Genomic DNA, 17,236 nt, shown 5'->3' with positions numbered 1-17,236 from the left:
CTAAGTGGGGGAGTGTTCATTCAATAAAGTGTTTCTGTTTATGACTTTTGAATTGTTTTGGGCTATGTGGAAAACTGATTTTAAAATAGTATAAAGTTTGACATAAAATAATGCGTTCTATAATATATATGCTATAGCATATATCGTAAGTTATTTGGAGGTGACATATGGACTTATATGATTTAACAGGATGTCTTGATCATCGTATTGATGTGAAATTAACAAATTATATAAGGTAAGTTATTAATCACATATTCCTTATATAATTTATCGTTTATATGCTATAGCATATAAGTGTCATCTCATAACTTGTAACGGCAAAAATTTAAATAATACAGTAGATATATTATGAAATGAGGAGATTTTAGTTATGGAAAAATTTATATTAGCGTTTGATAGAGAACTTGTAATTGCAGAAAGAAAAGATTCAACATGGAGTGTCCATTCGCAGTTTGTAGGTGCTAATCCAGTTGCGTTAGCTTCAGATCCATACGACCAAGAAAGAATATATTGTGGTACTTTTGATAGGGGATTATGGAGAAGTAAAGATGGAGGAAGTTCATGGGAAGCAATTGGGACTTTACCTTCCTTTGGTGAAGTGTTCCCAGCTAATGCTATTCATATGAGATCTATTACAGCAGTTTCTGTATCTCCAGCGAAGGGCGATGACGGTAACGGGATTGTATATGTAGGAACTGAACCGAGTGCCATGTTCGTATCCAAAAATGGAGGAGACAGTTTTGAATTGCTAACGGATTATCGACAAATGCCATCTTATTCATCATGGTTCTTTCCTCAAAGAACATATACGCACCACGTAAAACATATTGAAATTGATGCTAATAATCCAGAAACTTTATATACAACGATTGAGGTTGGAGGATTAATTAAAAGTGTAGATGGCGGTATGACGTGGACTGAGGAAAAAGAGGGGAACTACCCTCAAGATATTCACGTTCTTAAATCGCATCGCAATGCCCCAAATCGTTTATATGGGGTGTTAGGTGATTCATTCTTGAAAGAACCAGGTCAAGAATATGCGGAGAGTAATGATGGAGGTAAGACTTGGAACTATATGTGTAGTGGGCTAAAGCATCATTACGCATATCAAATGGCAGTTAACCCAAATGATCCGGAAAATATTATTATCGCGACATCTTCAAATCCACACGTAGCGCATGATTACAATAATGGAAATTGTGAATCATTTATTTATAAGAAAGAAAAAGATCAGCCTTGGGCAGAAATGAATGCAGGTTTACCAACTCCTAAAGGCACAATCATACCAGTATTAAAGGCAACAAGTGATGGAACGTTCTATCTGTTTAGCAATAAAGGAGTTTATCAGTCAGTAGATGGTGGTTCAAATTGGACATCATTAGAGATTCCTTGGGAGAATAGATTAATGGAACAACATCCTTATGAGATGTTAATTATTAAATAAGTGACGAGTATAATTTTTACAACTATTCATTAAGTATGGTTATTTGAATTTAATTTGAAAATGTAAAAAGCTAGGTAATGCGTTATTCGTGTTACCTGGCTTTTTTGACAATCAATTTAAGGTTAGTTTCATATTTGTGTAAATATGAAACAAGCAGGATACATGAATAGAGAATGGGTAAAATAGTACCGAATGATGACTAGATTTTATGAATGATGTTATAAGGCTTTTTTAGGGAAAACGAAGGAAGCAGTGTGTTTAGATTTAGAATGACTGGCAATGGGTGTTAGGAAGTTCAATGATTCAAAAATGAACTCATTTAAACGCATATTATCTTCGAGATGTATCATTTTGAAGAATATTAAAACTCAGGAGGAAATGAATTATGACAAAAGATTTCTATACTGCACTGAAAGAAAGACGTACTTACTATGGCATTAATAAAGAGGTACAAGTATCGGATGAAAAAATTAAAGAAATTGTGGAGTTTGCTGTGAAATATACTCCATCCGCTTTCAATTCTCAAACTGCGCGATTAGTTGTATTATTTGGTGAAGCTCATAATAAATTATGGGATATTACAACTGAAACATTAAGAAAAGTAGTTGGAGATGGAGATTTTTCAGGAACGCAACAAAAAATGGATTCCTTTAAAGCTGGTTATGGAACAGTACTATTCTTTGAAGATGAGGCTATCGTTAAATCGCTTCAAGAAAAATTTGCTGCATATGCTGAAAACTTCCCAATTTGGTCACACCAAGCATCAGGTATGCACCAATTAGTCGTGTGGACAGGTTTAGAAGCAGAGGGGCTAGGGGCATCTTTACAACATTATAATCCATTAATTGATGATGAGGTAAAACAAGAATGGAATGTTCCTGCTAATTGGAAACTAATTGCACAAATGCCATTTGGTAATCCAACAGCTGCACCAGGAGAAAAAGAATTCCAACCGCTTGAAGAGCGTGTGAAATTTCATAAGTAATAAACGTTATCCATAAGGAATGAGTGAAAAAATTCTAGTTATGAATACGATCACAAGTGTAACAATATGTATATTTAAAAAAACACGAAGACTTTAAAGTCTTCGTGTTTTTTGATTCATGTTTGAAAGTGATAAAGGAGTATAATGGTTTTTAGTTAATTAGGATAAAAATAATCCTATAACTGTATTTAAGAATGTGTGATTTTACAACCTTTTCTATGATAGAAAAGGATACTACGTTAGTAAATATAAAGGGTTAGAAATTATGGTTTATAGGTTACTTTTTTGTTCCTATGGAACTTTAAAGTGCGTAATTTTCTTTATAGTTAATATATATCATAATGGTATTTACTAGTTGGTTTTAGCTTTACTCTGCTGTTGATGTGATTTTTTTACATTACAATGATTAGAATCAGAATTATCGAGTAGATCTAAATGATGATAATTCCAATCTTTAATTCAGTACAGAGTGAAATAGCTACATAATTTTCGTTTATACTCTTTTGAGAAAAGAGTGGATCTGCTTATTTTCTGTTAAAGATAAGAGAAATGAACCACAATATAAACGTAATTATTTATTCCAACGTAAGTCAATCATGTAGCACATGAATTTGGAGGGATCTATATGCATATGCAATTAAAAGGAAAAACAGCACTGGTTACTGGATCTACGGCAGGCATTGGAAAAGCGATTGCCACTTCATTAGTAGCGGAAGGAGCTACTGTACTTATTAATGGACGCCGTGAAGAAAATGTTAATCAAACGATAAAAGAAATTCGAGCGCAATATCCGGATGCTATCCTTCAACCTGTAGTAGCTGATTTAGGAACAGAACAAGGGTGCCAAAATGTGATTGAAAAGTACCCTGAAGTAGACATTCTTATTAACAACTTAGGAATTTTTGAACCTGTAGAATATTTTGATATCCCTGATGAAGATTGGTTTGAATTGTTTGAAGTCAATATTATGAGTGGTGTTCGACTTACTCGCTCGTATTTGAAAAAAATGATTGAAAGAAAAGAAGGAAGAGTTATCTTTATTGCTAGCGAAGCAGCTATTATGCCATCTCAAGAAATGGCACATTATAGTGCGACTAAAACGATGCAACTCTCACTTTCTCGCAGTTTAGCTGAGCTGACGACAGGAACGAATGTGACTGTTAATACTATAATGCCTGGTTCGACTTTAACGGAAGGAGTGGAGACTATGTTAAATAGTCTTTATCCTAATGAGCAATTGACAATAGAAGAAGCTGAGAAGCGATTTATGAAAGAGAATCGACCAACCTCTATTATTCAAAGACTTATTCGACCAGAAGAAATTGCCAATCTTGTCACTTTCTTAAGCAGCCCACTTTCTTCAGCGATTAATGGTTCCGCGTTGCGAATAGACGGGGGATTAGTACGTAGTGTATTTTAATAAATTAAAAACAACATAGTATTCTGTTGAAGGTAAAGATGGTAAGACAAATAATTTGTATTTTACTTATTAACAGAAATATACAAAAGGTAAATTGTGATATGAAAACAGCCGGATTTTCTACTATAAGAAAAATTCGGCTGTTATTTTTTTACTTGTTGTAAAGGATGGAAGGCTTTTAGCGTTGTGGCACATCTCTTAAGAAAAAGATAAGGCGAAGCGATCCCGCTGTTATTTTCCAACAACACACATTTGTTATTTGTATTATTTAGTGAAAGTTACCAAACGTTTTTCAACACTATTTTACCTATTGCTTTATTTGACTCCAAATATTCATGTGCTTGTGCAACTTCATCAAACGAAAAAGTTTTAGAATCTAGCAATGGTCGAAGGTGTCCTTCTTCTACTATTTGCGTTAGTTTAGTTAAAATTTCCCCGCAAGCGTCACGTTTATCTGTATGTAATATTTTTAGCGCCATAAAAGTAACGTTCAGAGTAAGCCCTTTTGCGTGTAAAGGAGAGAGGTCATGGGTTGAACGAGCTGCAATTGTTACGACAGTTCCATTGACTGCGGCAGCTTCAAAAGAATGATCGAGATTCTTGCCACCTACCGTATCAAATATAGCTTCAAATCCGTTGCCATTTGTATGTTTTTGCACATATTCTTGAACAGATTCTTCTTTATAATTAATAGCTATGTCGGCTCCTAGACGATGAGCTATTTCCATTTTGTTTTGCTGAGAAGCTGTTGTAAAAACTTTAGCACCTGCCCATTTAGCTAATTGGATGGCTACGTGTCCTACGCCACCAGTAGCTCCATGAATGAGAACATTTTGACCAGGTTTAATATTTGCACGATCAAATAAAGATTCCCAAGCTGTAATTGCAACTAATGGTAGAGCGGCTGCTTCTTCCATTGTTACATTGTTAGGTTTGTGAGCAATCAGTCGTGCATCAGCAAGCATAAATTCTGCAAGTGCACCTCCAGTTTCTTTAAAACCTCCGGCACATCCGTATACTTCATCCCCACATTTGAATTTCGAAACACCTTCTCCTACTTCAATAACAATACCAGCTACATCTCCGTGTAATATAGCTGGAAACTTAGGAGCCACTGCTGAAACGGCACCACTACGCATTTTAGTATCGATTGGATTTACACTTGTTGCTTTTACATGGATTAGAACATGACCTGGTAAAAGTTTCGGTTTTGAAACTTCCTCTAATTGAAATACAGATGAATCCCCAAAAGAATGGATAATTTGTGCTTTCATTGTTTATACCTCCTGTTTGTGGTTATAGCATAGCAAAGTACGAAAAATAAGTATAATATTTTGAATTTGGTTAGTGGAATTTTATATAGAGAAGGGAAAGTACGTGAAATAATGTAACGTACTTGCAAAAGCAACGGTACAGCTTTTTGAAGAAAGGATAGATATTATTTTTGCAGCATGATTTATTCATTATGTCTATCCCGCTATTCGCCGGGCTGCCCGTAAAAGCCCGATTGTTGAGGGCTGATTAAAGCTTCACTTTATTATTACTCACTAAGTATAGGTACTTAAAAGTGCCTACATCACTTTAAAGTACGTACTGTTATTCATGTTATGACCGATTTATAATAACACTCGTAGCACAAAGAAAGTTATAACGATTACAATCGGCAACAATGTGGTGTTACAGTATTGTCTATGAATTTTGAGAAGAAATAAGAAAAGTATAGATTGATATGAATGAAGGAAAGTGAGTGAAACACATGGAAAAGTTTGCGAATCATTTTGGATATAATCGTATGTTTGCGAAAGATCGACTTACATTAGGAGTTCACATTCCGATTGAAAATTATCAGTTCCATGCGCCAACGATGGAAAAACAAGTAGAGTTAGTGCAAAAAGCAGAACAATATGGTTTTACAGGCGTATGGCTTCGCGATGTTTTACTGCAAGACCCTGACTTTGGCGATCCTGCAACAGGTCAAATTTACGATATGATGATTTATTTGACGTATTTAGCAAGTAAAACAGAGAAAATCGCATTTGGAACGTCGGCAACTGTATTATCGCTTCGCCATCCATTGCGTGTGGCGAAAGAAATTGCGACATTAGATCAACTGTTTCCAGAAAGAATTATGCTCGGCGTTTCATCCGGTGACCGACGTGCTGATTTTAAAGCGTTAGGTGTTAGTCATGAAACAAGAGGTGAAAAGTTTAGAGAAGCGTTTGCTTACTTGGAAGAGATTTTGTATAAAAACTTCCCATCTATCCAGTCGACGCTAGGGGAAGTGCATGGTGCGAATTTAGTCCCAAAACCATCTAAACGTGTTCCAACCTTTATTACAGGTTTTAGTCAGCAAAATATGGACTGGTTCGCTGAACATGGAGATGGATGGATGTATTATCCACGTAGTCCGGTACATCAGGCTGCAGCAATTGGACAATGGAGAGAACGAGTAGAGGATTATCATCCAGATGTATTCAAACCATTTATACAACCGATGCATTTAGACTTATCTGAAGATCCAAATGAACGTCCTACACCGATACGTTTAGGTTACCGTACAGGGCGTAAGGCGCTAATTGAATTGCTTGATATATATCGAAGTGTTGGTGTGAATCATTTATTCCTTGCTCTATTTGATGGTCAACGTCCAGCTGACGAAGTATTGGATGAGCTAGGAGAAGAAGTACTACCTCATTTCCCTGCATTGTAAAGGAGTGGAAAGAATGAAAGCGATAGGACTTATGCAATATGGAAATACAAGTGTACTACAAGAGATTGAAATGCAAACACCGCTATTGGGAGAGAACGATGTACTGATTGAAGTATATGCAGCTGGTGTAAACCCCGTGGATTGGAAAATACGTGAAGGTTTACTTCAAGATGTAATTTCTTATGACTTCCCGCTCGTTTTAGGATGGGATGTAGCAGGTGTAGTTGCTGCTGTAGGGTCAAACGTAACAGCATTTAAAATGGGGGATGAAGTATATAGTCGCCCGGATATTGAACGAAACGGCACTTATGCAGAGTACGTGGCTGTAGATGAGAAGTATGTGGCGAAAAAACCGAGAAATCTATCTTTTGAAGAAGCGGCATCAATCCCTCTAGTAGGTTTGACAAGTTGGCAAAGTTTAGTGAAGTTCGCAAATGTTCAAAAAGGTAATAAGGTTTTAATTCATGCTGGATCTGGTGGGATTGGCACGTTTGCTATTCAGCTAGCGAAAAGTTTCGGTGCACATGTTGCAACTACGACTAGTACGAAAAACATACAGTTTGTAAAGGATTTAGGCGCTGATACTGTCATTGATTACAAAACAGAAGACTTTTCTTTGCTTTTGCATAATTACAATATTGTATTTGATGTGTTAGGCGGGGATGTACTAAAGGATAGTTATAACGTGCTTGCACAAAACGGAAAGTTAGCGTCTATTTATGGCCCGAAAGGTATGAAAATTCCGCAAACTGAAATATCAAGAGAGAAAAATATTCAGAGTGACCATATATTTACTGAACCTAACGGATATGAACTTTCTCTTATTACAGAATTAATTGAGGGCGGGAAGATTAAACCTGTTGTGACGCATGTGTTGCCTTTACATGTAGAAGGTGTAAAAAAAGCACACCACATAAGTGAGTCAGAACGTGCTCTTGGCAAAATTGTATTGAAGAAACATTGGTAAAGTATGAGGTTTTAGAGACAGTATGGTGCTAAGTAGCGAATGAGCTTATATATTCTATTCTAGCAATTGTTTTAAAAGGGAGAGAACAAATGGATTCAATGACATTTCTTTTATTCGGAGCGACAGGGGATTTAGCGAAACGCAAAATTTACCCTGCTTTATATAAACTATTTAGTAATCAAAATATACCACAATCTATTTCGATTATCGGTATTGGCAGAAGGGTAATGTCAGATGTGGAATTTCAAACAAAGGTAGAACAATCCCTTGCTACATTTTCTAGAATATCTACTGATGACGAATCAGGAGTAGAAGAATTTATTAGCACATTTCGTTATTGTCAATTAGATACAGCGAATATAGAGGACTATCAAGATTTGTTGAGTCTTGTAAAGATGCGTGAAACAGAATTAAACATTCCTAAAAATCGCATGTTTTACCTATCTGTTATACCAGAAGTATTTGATGTAATTGCTTTAAATATTAAGGAAAGTGGATTGTGGGCTACAAAAGGATTGAACCGTCTTATCATAGAGAAGCCTTTTGATCATAATGTAAAATCTGTTCGCGAGTTAAATACAAAGGTAATTAAAGGTTTTGATGAAGCTGATATTTATTGTATTGATCATTACCTTTGAACATGAATGGTAACTAGGAATACACAAAAAAACTATTACGAAACAAAAAATCTTCATTTCGAGACTTTTTTATTGACGACAGTAATTTATATAGTTAATATACTAGACGTAAGGTTATTTAATTACTAAAAGTAATTCGATATATATTTGTTTGTTAAGTTCGATAAATAAGTAAGTAAGTAAGTTGTGGTAGAAATGCTTTGAATTGCCACTATTAATATTGGGGACAATTAAAAAAGCGAAAGGTATAAAAAGAATTGGAATTTGATAGCTCTTTGTTTTTTATAAACCATGAGCTTCTGTACAATTCATTTTCAAAATATTTACAAGGATTATACAACAAGAGGGGGACTGAAATTGGAATCAATGACCTTTGTTTTATTTGGAGCGACAGGGGACTTAGCGAAACGCAAAATTTACCCCGCACTATATAACTTATATAGAGATCAAAAGCTTCCAAAGCAAATATCTGTTATCGGGCTTGGAAGACGTCAAGTATCTCATGTAGATTTTCAAGAAAGAATAAAAGAATCAATAGAGACGTTTTCCCGTCATAGAGAAGAAGGTACTCCAGAGCTTGAAGGTTTTTTAGATAATTTTCGCTATTGTCCATTAGATGTGAGTAAGCCGGAAGACTATGAGAGATTATTACAAGTCGTCCGTGAAAGGGAAGAAGAACTACATATAAAAGGTAATAGAATGTTTTATCTTTCCGTTGCTCCTGAATTTTTCGAGACAATTGCTTTAAATATTAAGGAAAGTGGACTTGATAAAACGGATGGGTGGAAACGCCTAATGATTGAGAAACCGTTTGGGCACGATCTTACATCTGCTCGTGAGCTTAATGATAAGCTTAGTCGCACGTTTGAAGAAGACGAGATATATCGTATTGATCATTATTTAGGTAAACCAATGATTCAAAACCTTGAAGCACTAGAATTTGCAAATCCTGTTCTCCAATCGATTTGGAACAAAGAACATATAGCAAATGTACAAATCACAGCTAGTGAAACGGTTGGGGTTGAAGAAAGAGCTGGATATTATGATCACGCAGGAGCCATTCGTGATATGGTTCAAAATCATATGTTACAAATATTAATGATGACTGCTATGAATTTGCCTGAAAAAATTAACGCATCTGAAATTCGAGAGGAAAAACGAAAGGTAATGGAGACGCTTCGTAAAGTGAAAAAAGAAGATGTTCAGAACCATATCGTTCGCGGACAATACGTTTCAGGAGAGATAAAAGGCGGGCAAGTTGTAGCATATAAGGAGGAGCCAGGAGTAAATCCTTCTTCTAACATAGACACATTTGTTGCTGCTCGTTTGTGGATCGATAATCCATTTTGGACTGGCGTTCCCTTCTATATACGAACAGGCAAACGAATGAAAGAAAAGTCTACTCGTATTGTAATCGAATTTAAAAATACGTTAAAACAGCAATATCAAGATAATAATCCAAATGCAGAACCTAACTTATTAATAATTGAAATTAGCCCAGGTGAGAATGTTTCATTACAGTTAAATAGTAAAAATCCATTGAAAAATGGAGAGATTGAACCGATCCGTATTAACTTTACTTGCGAGCAAGTGGATGTGGGAGTACCTGAAGCGTATGAAAGACTCATTCATGATGCTGTGAGTGGAGACGCTACATTCTTTGCACATTGGAGAGAAGTTGAATTGTCATGGGAATGGGTACAACCAATTCTTGAAGCATTCGAGGAGAACTTATTACCACTTCATGAATATGAGTCTGGTTCATATGGTCCAGATGCGTCTAATGAACTATTGCAAGAAAGTGGATTTAAATGGTGGTTAGATCAAGAAACGGAAAAATAAGTACTTTCTTTAATGAAAGCATTTAGGGGGACGATTACTATGACACAAAACATAAATCAATTAGCAGTGAATACACTTCGTACGTTATCAATTGATGCTATTAATGCAGCAAATTCAGGTCATCCAGGTCTTCCGATGGGAGCAGCACCGATGGCTTATGCATTATGGGCGAATCATTTAAATCACAATCCTAATCATCCGAAATGGTTTAACCGTGATCGATTCGTTTTATCAGCGGGACATGGATCGAGCCTACTATATAGCTTACTTCATTTAGCTGGATATGGCGTTTCAATTGATGACTTGAAAAGCTTCAGAAAGTTAAATAGTAAAACACCAGGACATCCTGAGTTTGGTCACACTTCTGGAGTTGAAGCGACTACAGGACCGTTAGGACAAGGGATTGCAAATGCTGTCGGAATGGCAATGGCAGAAGCGCATTTAGCGGCGAAGTTCAATAAGGATGGTCACTCTATTATAGATCACAATACGTACGCTTTAGTTGGAGACGGTGATTTAATGGAGGGTGTCGCTTATGAGGCGATGTCAATGGCAGGGCATATGAAACTTGGCAAGTTAATTGTACTGTATGATTCAAATGAAATTTCACTTGATGGTGAATTAAACATTGCTTTCTCGGAAGATATTCAAAAAAGGGTAGAATCTGCACATTGGCAATATGTAAGAGTTGAGGATGGAAACGATGTTGATGCTATTACAAAAGCGATTCAATTAGCGAAAGACAATACGGATCAACCTACTCTCATAGAAATTAGAACCATTATAGGTTACGGAAGTCCAAAAGTTGCTGGAACGAACAAAGCACATGGTAATCCGCTTGGAGTAGAGGAAGCGACAGCGACAAAACAAGTGTATGGTTGGCATTATGAGGAAGACTTCTTTGTGCCTGAAGAAGTAACAGCTCATTTTAATGATTTGAAACAAAAAGGTATTGAAAAAGAGAACGAATGGAATGAGCAGTTCAACGTATACAGAGAGTCGAACCCTGCACTAGCAGATGAATTAGAAAAAGCGATTACAGGTGAGGTTTTAATCGAAGCGAAAGACATTCTATCCTTTGATACTGAAAAAACGATTTCCACTCGTGTTGCAAGTGGGGAAGCTATTAACCATTATGTGAAATCGATTCCTTCTATTTTCGGTGGAAGTGCGGATCTTTCTCATTCTACGATGACAGATATAAAAGGTGAAGCAGTGTATGCAGTAGAATCGTATGCTGGCCGAAATATATACTTCGGTGTACGTGAACATGCAATGGGCGCGGCAGCGAATGGACTGGCACTTCATGGAGGAGTAAAACCGTTCGTGAGTACATTCTTTGTATTTAACGATTATCTTCGTCCATCTATTCGACTGGCTGCTTTGCAAAAATTACCAGTTACGTACGTATTCACACACGATTCGATCGCTGTAGGAGAAGATGGTCCAACGCATGAACCAATCGAACACTTGGCAGCTCTTCGGGCAATTCCTGGTTTAACAGTTATCCGCCCGTCAGATGCAAATGAAACAGCGAGTGCGTGGGCGTATGCTTTACAGCAAACGGATGGTCCGGTCGTTTTAGTACTTAGCCGTCAAAATTTATCGGTGTTTAATGAAACGAAAGCGAATATAGAGAATCTTTCTAAAGGAGCTTACGTATTAACACAAACGAATGAAAATCCAGATGTGATTTTCATTGCGACAGGTTCTGAAGTATCCTTAGCTGCTAATGCAAAAGCGAAACTAGAAGAAGAGAATGTTTCTGTTCGCATCGTTGCAATGCCGAGCTGGGAGTTATTCGATCGCCAATCGAACGAGTATAAAGAATCCGTTCTTCCGCCTTCTGTAACGAAGCGGGTATCTCTTGAGATGGGTGTATCTCTCGGTTGGGAGCGTTATGTAGGACAAGAAGGAAAAGTACTATCAATTGAAACATTTGGAGCTTCAGGAACTGGAGCTGAAGTCATGAATCTATTTGGATTTACGACAGAAAATGTTGTTCAAATTACAAAAAATATATTGAATTCTTAAGCTATGACTGTGAATACCTTTCTGGACAGATCAACTTATCAGTGCTGAAAGGTATTCAAAATCGTAGTGATATGAATTTTTAATAAAAGATGATTTGAGGAGGCATTATATTATGCAAGTAGGATTAATTGGTTTAGGTAAAATGGGATTAAATTTAGGGAAAAATTTAATGGATCATAAACATGAAGTAGCAGCATTTGATTTAAATACGAGTGCAGTGGAAGAAATGAAAGAGTACGGAGCTACAGGTGTATCTAGCTTAAATGAACTTGTTCAGTCATTACAATCACCAAGAATTCTTTGGGTTATGGTACCGCATGCTGTTGTGGATTCTGTTATTGATGAGGTTACACCACTTTTATCAAAAGGAGATATTTTAATTGAAGCGGGTAATTCACATTATAAAGAGTCTATTCGCCGATATGAGCAATTAAAGAAAGATGGCATTCACTTTATGGATGCAGGAACTTCTGGCGGAATGGAAGGCGCTCGTAATGGTGCTTGTTACATGATCGGAGGAGATCAAGAAGCTTGGGACATCGTTGAACCTATCTTCCGTGATACAGCTGTAGAAAATGGATACTTATATGCTGGAAAAGCTGGTAGTGGTCACTTCTTAAAAATGGTTCATAACGGAATTGAATACGGTATGATGGCTGCTATTGGTGAAGGATTTGAGATTCTAGAGAAAAGTGAATTTGACTACGATTATGAAAAAGTATCAAGAGTATGGAACAACGGTTCAGTAATTCGTTCTTGGTTAATGGAATTAACAGAAAATGCATTTTCTAAAGATGCAAAACTAGATGAAATTAAGGGTGTTATGCATTCTTCTGGTGAAGGGAAATGGACAGTAGAAACAGCATTAGACCTTCAAACGGCAACTCCTGTTATCGCAATGTCTCTATTAATGCGCTACCGCTCATTAGACAATGATACATTTACAGGAAAAGTTGTAGCAGCTCTGCGCAATGAATTTGGCGGACATGCAGTAGAAAAGAAATAAACATCTTAAAAATTTAACTCATTGACGTTTAAAAAATGGAGGGAATAGATCATGAAGTTTTTTATTGATACTGCAAATCTTGAGGACATAAAAAAAGCATATAAACTTGGAGTTTTAGCTGGTGTTACAACGAATCCTTCTTTAGTAGCAAAAGAGGGCATTAAGTTTGAAGACCGTATTGCAGAAATTTGTCAGGCAGTACCTAAAGTGGAATCTGTTTCGGCAGAAGTAACGCCAGATGCTGTTACAGCTGAAGAAATGATCGCTCAAGCAGAAGAACTGATTAAAATTAACGGTGGCGATGAAAAAGTTACAATAAAACTTCCGATGACGCTAGCAGGATTAGAAGCTTGTCGCTATCTTACTGAAAAAGGTGTGAAAACGAACGTTACACTTATTTTCACTGTGAACCAAGCTCTTTTAGCTGCTCGAGCAGGTGCAACGTACGTTTCTCCATTTTTAGGACGCTTAGATGATATTTCTGAAGATGGCGTATTATTAGTTGCTAAAATTGCTGAATTATTCGATGTGCATCAATTAGATACACAAATTATTGCGGCTTCTGTTAGACATCCAGATCATGTAACTCGTGTAGCGATGGCAGGTGCTCACATTGCAACAATTCCTTATAAAGTAATTGAACAACTTGCTATGCATCCATTAACTGACCAAGGTATTGAGAAGTTTGCTGCGGATTGGGCGAAAGCTCCTAAATTATAATGCATGAAAGTGAAGAGGCTTTCCGAAAATTGCTTTTCATGAGAGGACAAATCCTAAGTAACTTCATCGTTTAAACTGGATCCCGAGTTTGTAGTCTTACTACGTGAAAACAGTAAGAGAAGAAAGCGTCATTCACTTTTAAAAAAGGGAAAATCGCTCACGCGAAGCGTTTATCACAATAACATTATAATTATGAAAGAGAAATCCCCTTATTAGAGAGATGAGTTAAAGTGTATCTCTGATAAGGGAGATTCTTTTTATATCAATCATTATGATGTGAAGATGCTTTTAATTGTATATCAATATGTAAAGGTATCCTTTACTCAAGTAAGAACTATATAGGTTCTTTTAATTATACAGCAATTTTGAAAGGGTTTACATAAAGGGGGATTAAGTATGAATATGTACCTTTTAATGATTACATTATTATCAATTGTAATTGTTATTTTAGGGGTATCGTGGTGGAGATGGCATGCGTTTATTAGTTTAACAATTGCAAGTTTGTTTTTAGCAATTATGTCTGGAATGCCAATGGATAAAATAGTGAGTGCTTATGAAACGGGAGTTGGAAGTGTTCTCGGGCATTTAGTAGGTATTTTAGTATTAGGTACAATTTTAGGGAAAATGATGGCAGAGTCAGGTGCTGGAATGCAAGTGGCAGAGTTCTTTATTAAATCCTTTGGGATAAAAAACTTACCATGGGCTATGTTAATTGCAGGTTTTATTATTGGAATCCCGGTGTTTTTTGAAGTAGGCATTTTAATATTACTGCCATTAGTAATTTCAATTCATAAAACAACGAAACAAAATATTTTATTGATAGCATTACCAGCAATTGCTGGGCTATCTGTCGTACATGGTCTTGTTCCTCCACATCCAGGGGCAATCGTTGCAATTGGTATTTATAAAGCGAATCTTGGGAAGGTACTATTGTATTCACTCATTATTACATTTTTTGCAGCGATTATTTCAGGTCCTATTTTCGCAAAATGGATTCACAAACGTGTAATTCCTGAAAATGAGCCAGAGTTGATCCGTGTAAATACAAAATCAACGAAATTACCAGGAATAGGAGTTTCATTTTTAGTTATTTTGTTACCTGTTATGTTAATGGTTTTAGCAGCAGCAGCTCCTTATGTTCCACTTTCTACTACTTTGATGAAGATTGTCACATTAATCGGTAGTCCTATAATTGCGCTATTGATTGCATGTTTTGCAGCGTTCTATTTTCTTGGATTTCGTCAAGGTATCGATAAAAAGGCTATTAAGAAGATAACAGAAGATAGCTTATTACCAATCGGTTCAATTGTTGCGATTATTGGTGCTGGTGGCGGATTTAAGCAAATTCTTATCGATAGTGGAGTAGGTAATGCTATTGCTCAAATGTCTGAGCATTTAGCTCTATCTCCAATTGTATTAGCATTTATAGTAGCTGGATTAATTCGAATTGCGACAGGGTCAGCGACAGTTGCTTTAACAACAGCAGCAGGCATCGTTTCACCAATCGTTGAAAATACGACAGGTGTAAATTTAGAGTTGCTCGTCATTGCAACAGGTGCAGGAGCATTAATGTTTTCTCACGTAAACGATGCTGGTTTTTGGATGGTAAAAGAATACCTAGGGTTAACAGTGAAAGAAACATTTAAAACATGGACGGTATTAGAAACATTACTTTCATTTATCGCTTTTGGAGGAGTTCTACTACTCGATATGTTTGTTTAAAATAAGGATGCTTTTATATGAATTTAGAAAGACAACTTTAGCACACAACGTTATCAATAGATAAAATAAATATATTTTTATAGTTCTTATATTATTAGGATACTATAGGGATTTTTGTTAGGAGGAAGAAATGGTGAGCTCAAAATATATGATGGGTGTAGATATTGGGACAACTAGTACAAAATCGGTTCTATTTTCTACTGATGGATCTGTTATTGCAAGTCATGGAATTGAATATCCTTTATATTCTCCTACGCCTGAAACAGCAGAACAAGACCCAGAAGAAATTTTTCATGCAGTAATAAATACGATTAAAGAAACTGTAAGAGTAAGTAGTGTACAGCCGAATGATATTCTTTGTGTCTCTTTTAGTTCGGCAATGCATAGTATCATTGCTGTAGATGAGAAGGGAAAGCCGTTAACGAGATGTATCACTTGGGCAGATAATAGAAGTGCAAGCTGGGCAGAGAAAATAAAGAATGATATGAATGGTCATGAAATTTATTTGCGTACTGGGACACCAATTCATCCGATGTCACCACTTTCGAAATTAGTTTGGCTACAGAATGAACAAGCAGAATTATTCGCAAAAAGTTATAAATTTATTTCTATTAAAGAGTATGTTTTTTATAAGTTATATAAGGAGTATGTAATTGATTATTCTATAGCATCAGCAACAGGAATGTTTAATTTGAAATCTTTAAAATGGGATGAAGAAGCTTTACATGTTGCGGGAATTACAGATGAGAAGCTTTCTAAAATTGTTCCAACGACGCACAGCTTAATAGGATTAGATGAAGAACTCGCAAATGAGATGAATGTACTTGTTTCTACTCCTTTTATAGTAGGAGCGAGTGACGGAGTCCTATCCAATTTAGGTGTAAATGCAATTGATCCTGGTGTTGTGGCTGTTACAATTGGTACAAGCGGTGCGATACGTGCTGTAACAAATCGTCCTGTAACAGATCCAAAAGGTAGAATTTTTTGTTATGCCTTAACTGAAGACCATTGGGTAATCGGTGGACCAGTTAATAACGGTGGTATGATTTTCAGGTGGGCTCGTGATCAATTAGGCACTTCAGAGATTGAGCTTGCGAAGCGTTTAGGAAAAGATCCATATGAAGTGCTTACTGAAATAGCAGCAAAAGTGAATCCTGGATCTGATGGTTTATTATTTCACCCTTATTTAGCAGGGGAAAGAGCTCCTTTATGGAATGCAAATGCACGAGGATCTTTCTTTGGACTTGGATTGCATCATAAGAAAGAACACCTTATCCGTGCTGTTTTAGAAGGGGTAATTTATAATTTATATACAGTTCTTCTCGCTTTAAAAGAACTAATTGGCGAACCGAAAAAAATTCAAGCGACAGGCGGTTTTGCAAGATCGGAACTTTGGAGACAGATGATGGCGGATATTTTCCATCAAGACGTATATGTTCCGGAAAGTTTCGAAAGCTCTTGCTTAGGAGCTGCAATCCTCGGTTTATATAGTTTAGGTGAAGTAGATACGTTGCATGTAGTGTCTGAAATGGTAGGTGCGAATTTCCACCATGAGCCAAACATGGAAAGTGTGGAAAAATATAAAGATTTAACACCAATCTATATTCGTCTGTCCCGTCAATTGGAAGAAGAATATGAAAGTATAGCAGCGTACCAAAAAAAGTGGGTTTAAAGGCTATTTAACAAGAAAATATGGTAACGTATAAAGAGGTACTCCGATTTTTTAGGATACTCTTTCAACATAAAAT

The 17,236-nt window shown here is 36.3% G+C and carries 13 protein-coding genes; 12 read left to right on the top strand and 1 reads right to left on the bottom strand.

The window, feature by feature from the left end; genetic code table 11:
• Window positions 1-370 precede the first annotated feature (370 nt).
• The 3 genes from DN410_RS12115 (at window position 371) to DN410_RS12105 (ending at window position 3,849) form a co-directional block, all read left to right on the top strand.
• Complete coding sequence (locus tag DN410_RS12115) at window positions 371-1,444, top strand: WD40/YVTN/BNR-like repeat-containing protein (protein WP_149176692.1); 1,074 nt, start codon at window positions 371-373, stop codon at window positions 1,442-1,444.
• 385 nt (window positions 1,445-1,829) lie between these two features.
• Window positions 1,830-2,429: a nitroreductase family protein gene (locus DN410_RS12110; RefSeq protein ID WP_000158944.1), complete on the top strand. Its 600-nt coding sequence runs from the start codon at window positions 1,830-1,832 to the stop codon at window positions 2,427-2,429.
• 625 nt (window positions 2,430-3,054) lie between these two features.
• Window positions 3,055-3,849 carry an SDR family NAD(P)-dependent oxidoreductase gene (locus DN410_RS12105; RefSeq protein ID WP_149176691.1) on the top strand — a complete coding sequence of 265 codons (795 nt, stop codon included), beginning with the start codon at window positions 3,055-3,057 and terminating at the stop codon, window positions 3,847-3,849.
• 278 nt (window positions 3,850-4,127) lie between these two features.
• Here DN410_RS12105 and DN410_RS12095 read toward each other — a convergent pair whose 3' ends face one another.
• A complete protein-coding gene (locus DN410_RS12095; protein WP_149176690.1) occupies window positions 4,128-5,123 on the bottom strand; it encodes a zinc-dependent alcohol dehydrogenase family protein in 996 nt (331 codons plus the stop codon).
• Window positions 5,124-5,605: 482 nt separating this feature from the next.
• On the opposite strand from DN410_RS12095, the gene DN410_RS12085 reads away from it, so the two are divergent.
• The 9 genes from DN410_RS12085 (at window position 5,606) to gntK (ending at window position 17,160) form a co-directional block, all read left to right on the top strand.
• A complete protein-coding gene (locus tag DN410_RS12085) occupies window positions 5,606-6,559 on the top strand; it encodes an LLM class oxidoreductase (protein WP_149176696.1) in 954 nt (317 codons plus the stop codon).
• Between the two features lie 13 nt (window positions 6,560-6,572).
• On the top strand, window positions 6,573-7,526 hold the full coding sequence (locus DN410_RS12080; RefSeq protein ID WP_149176689.1) for an NADP-dependent oxidoreductase: 954 nt from the start codon (window positions 6,573-6,575) through the stop codon (window positions 7,524-7,526).
• A gap of 89 nt (window positions 7,527-7,615) precedes the next feature.
• Entirely contained in the window at window positions 7,616-8,164 is a 549-nt protein-coding gene (locus DN410_RS12075) for a glucose-6-phosphate dehydrogenase (RefSeq protein ID WP_149176688.1), read from the top strand.
• Between the two features lie 357 nt (window positions 8,165-8,521).
• Complete coding sequence (gene zwf / locus DN410_RS12070; RefSeq protein WP_149176687.1) at window positions 8,522-10,006, top strand: glucose-6-phosphate dehydrogenase; 1,485 nt, start codon at window positions 8,522-8,524, stop codon at window positions 10,004-10,006.
• Between the two features lie 39 nt (window positions 10,007-10,045).
• Window positions 10,046-12,040, top strand: coding sequence for a transketolase (tkt, locus tag DN410_RS12065; protein WP_149176686.1), 1,995 nt, complete (start codon window positions 10,046-10,048; stop codon window positions 12,038-12,040).
• Window positions 12,041-12,152: 112 nt separating this feature from the next.
• Window positions 12,153-13,046, top strand: coding sequence for a phosphogluconate dehydrogenase (NAD(+)-dependent, decarboxylating) (gene gnd / locus DN410_RS12060; RefSeq protein WP_149176685.1), 894 nt, complete (start codon window positions 12,153-12,155; stop codon window positions 13,044-13,046).
• 51 nt (window positions 13,047-13,097) lie between these two features.
• Window positions 13,098-13,766 (top strand): fructose-6-phosphate aldolase, encoded by a 669-nt coding sequence (gene fsa / locus DN410_RS12055; protein ID WP_000667676.1) that lies wholly within the window; start codon window positions 13,098-13,100, stop codon window positions 13,764-13,766.
• A 396-nt stretch (window positions 13,767-14,162) separates the two neighbouring features.
• Window positions 14,163-15,488, top strand: coding sequence for a gluconate permease GntP (gntP, locus tag DN410_RS12050; protein ID WP_149176684.1), 1,326 nt, complete (start codon window positions 14,163-14,165; stop codon window positions 15,486-15,488).
• A gap of 130 nt (window positions 15,489-15,618) precedes the next feature.
• Window positions 15,619-17,160, top strand: coding sequence for a gluconokinase (gntK, locus tag DN410_RS12045; protein ID WP_149176683.1), 1,542 nt, complete (start codon window positions 15,619-15,621; stop codon window positions 17,158-17,160).
• The last annotated feature ends 76 nt before the right edge of the window (window positions 17,161-17,236 follow it).

This window comes from Bacillus sp. SH5-2, from assembly GCF_008368905.1.
Classification (GTDB): Bacteria; Bacillota; Bacilli; order Bacillales; family Bacillaceae_G; genus Bacillus_A; species Bacillus_A luti.
This window is presented reverse-complemented; position numbering and strand designations above follow the sequence as displayed.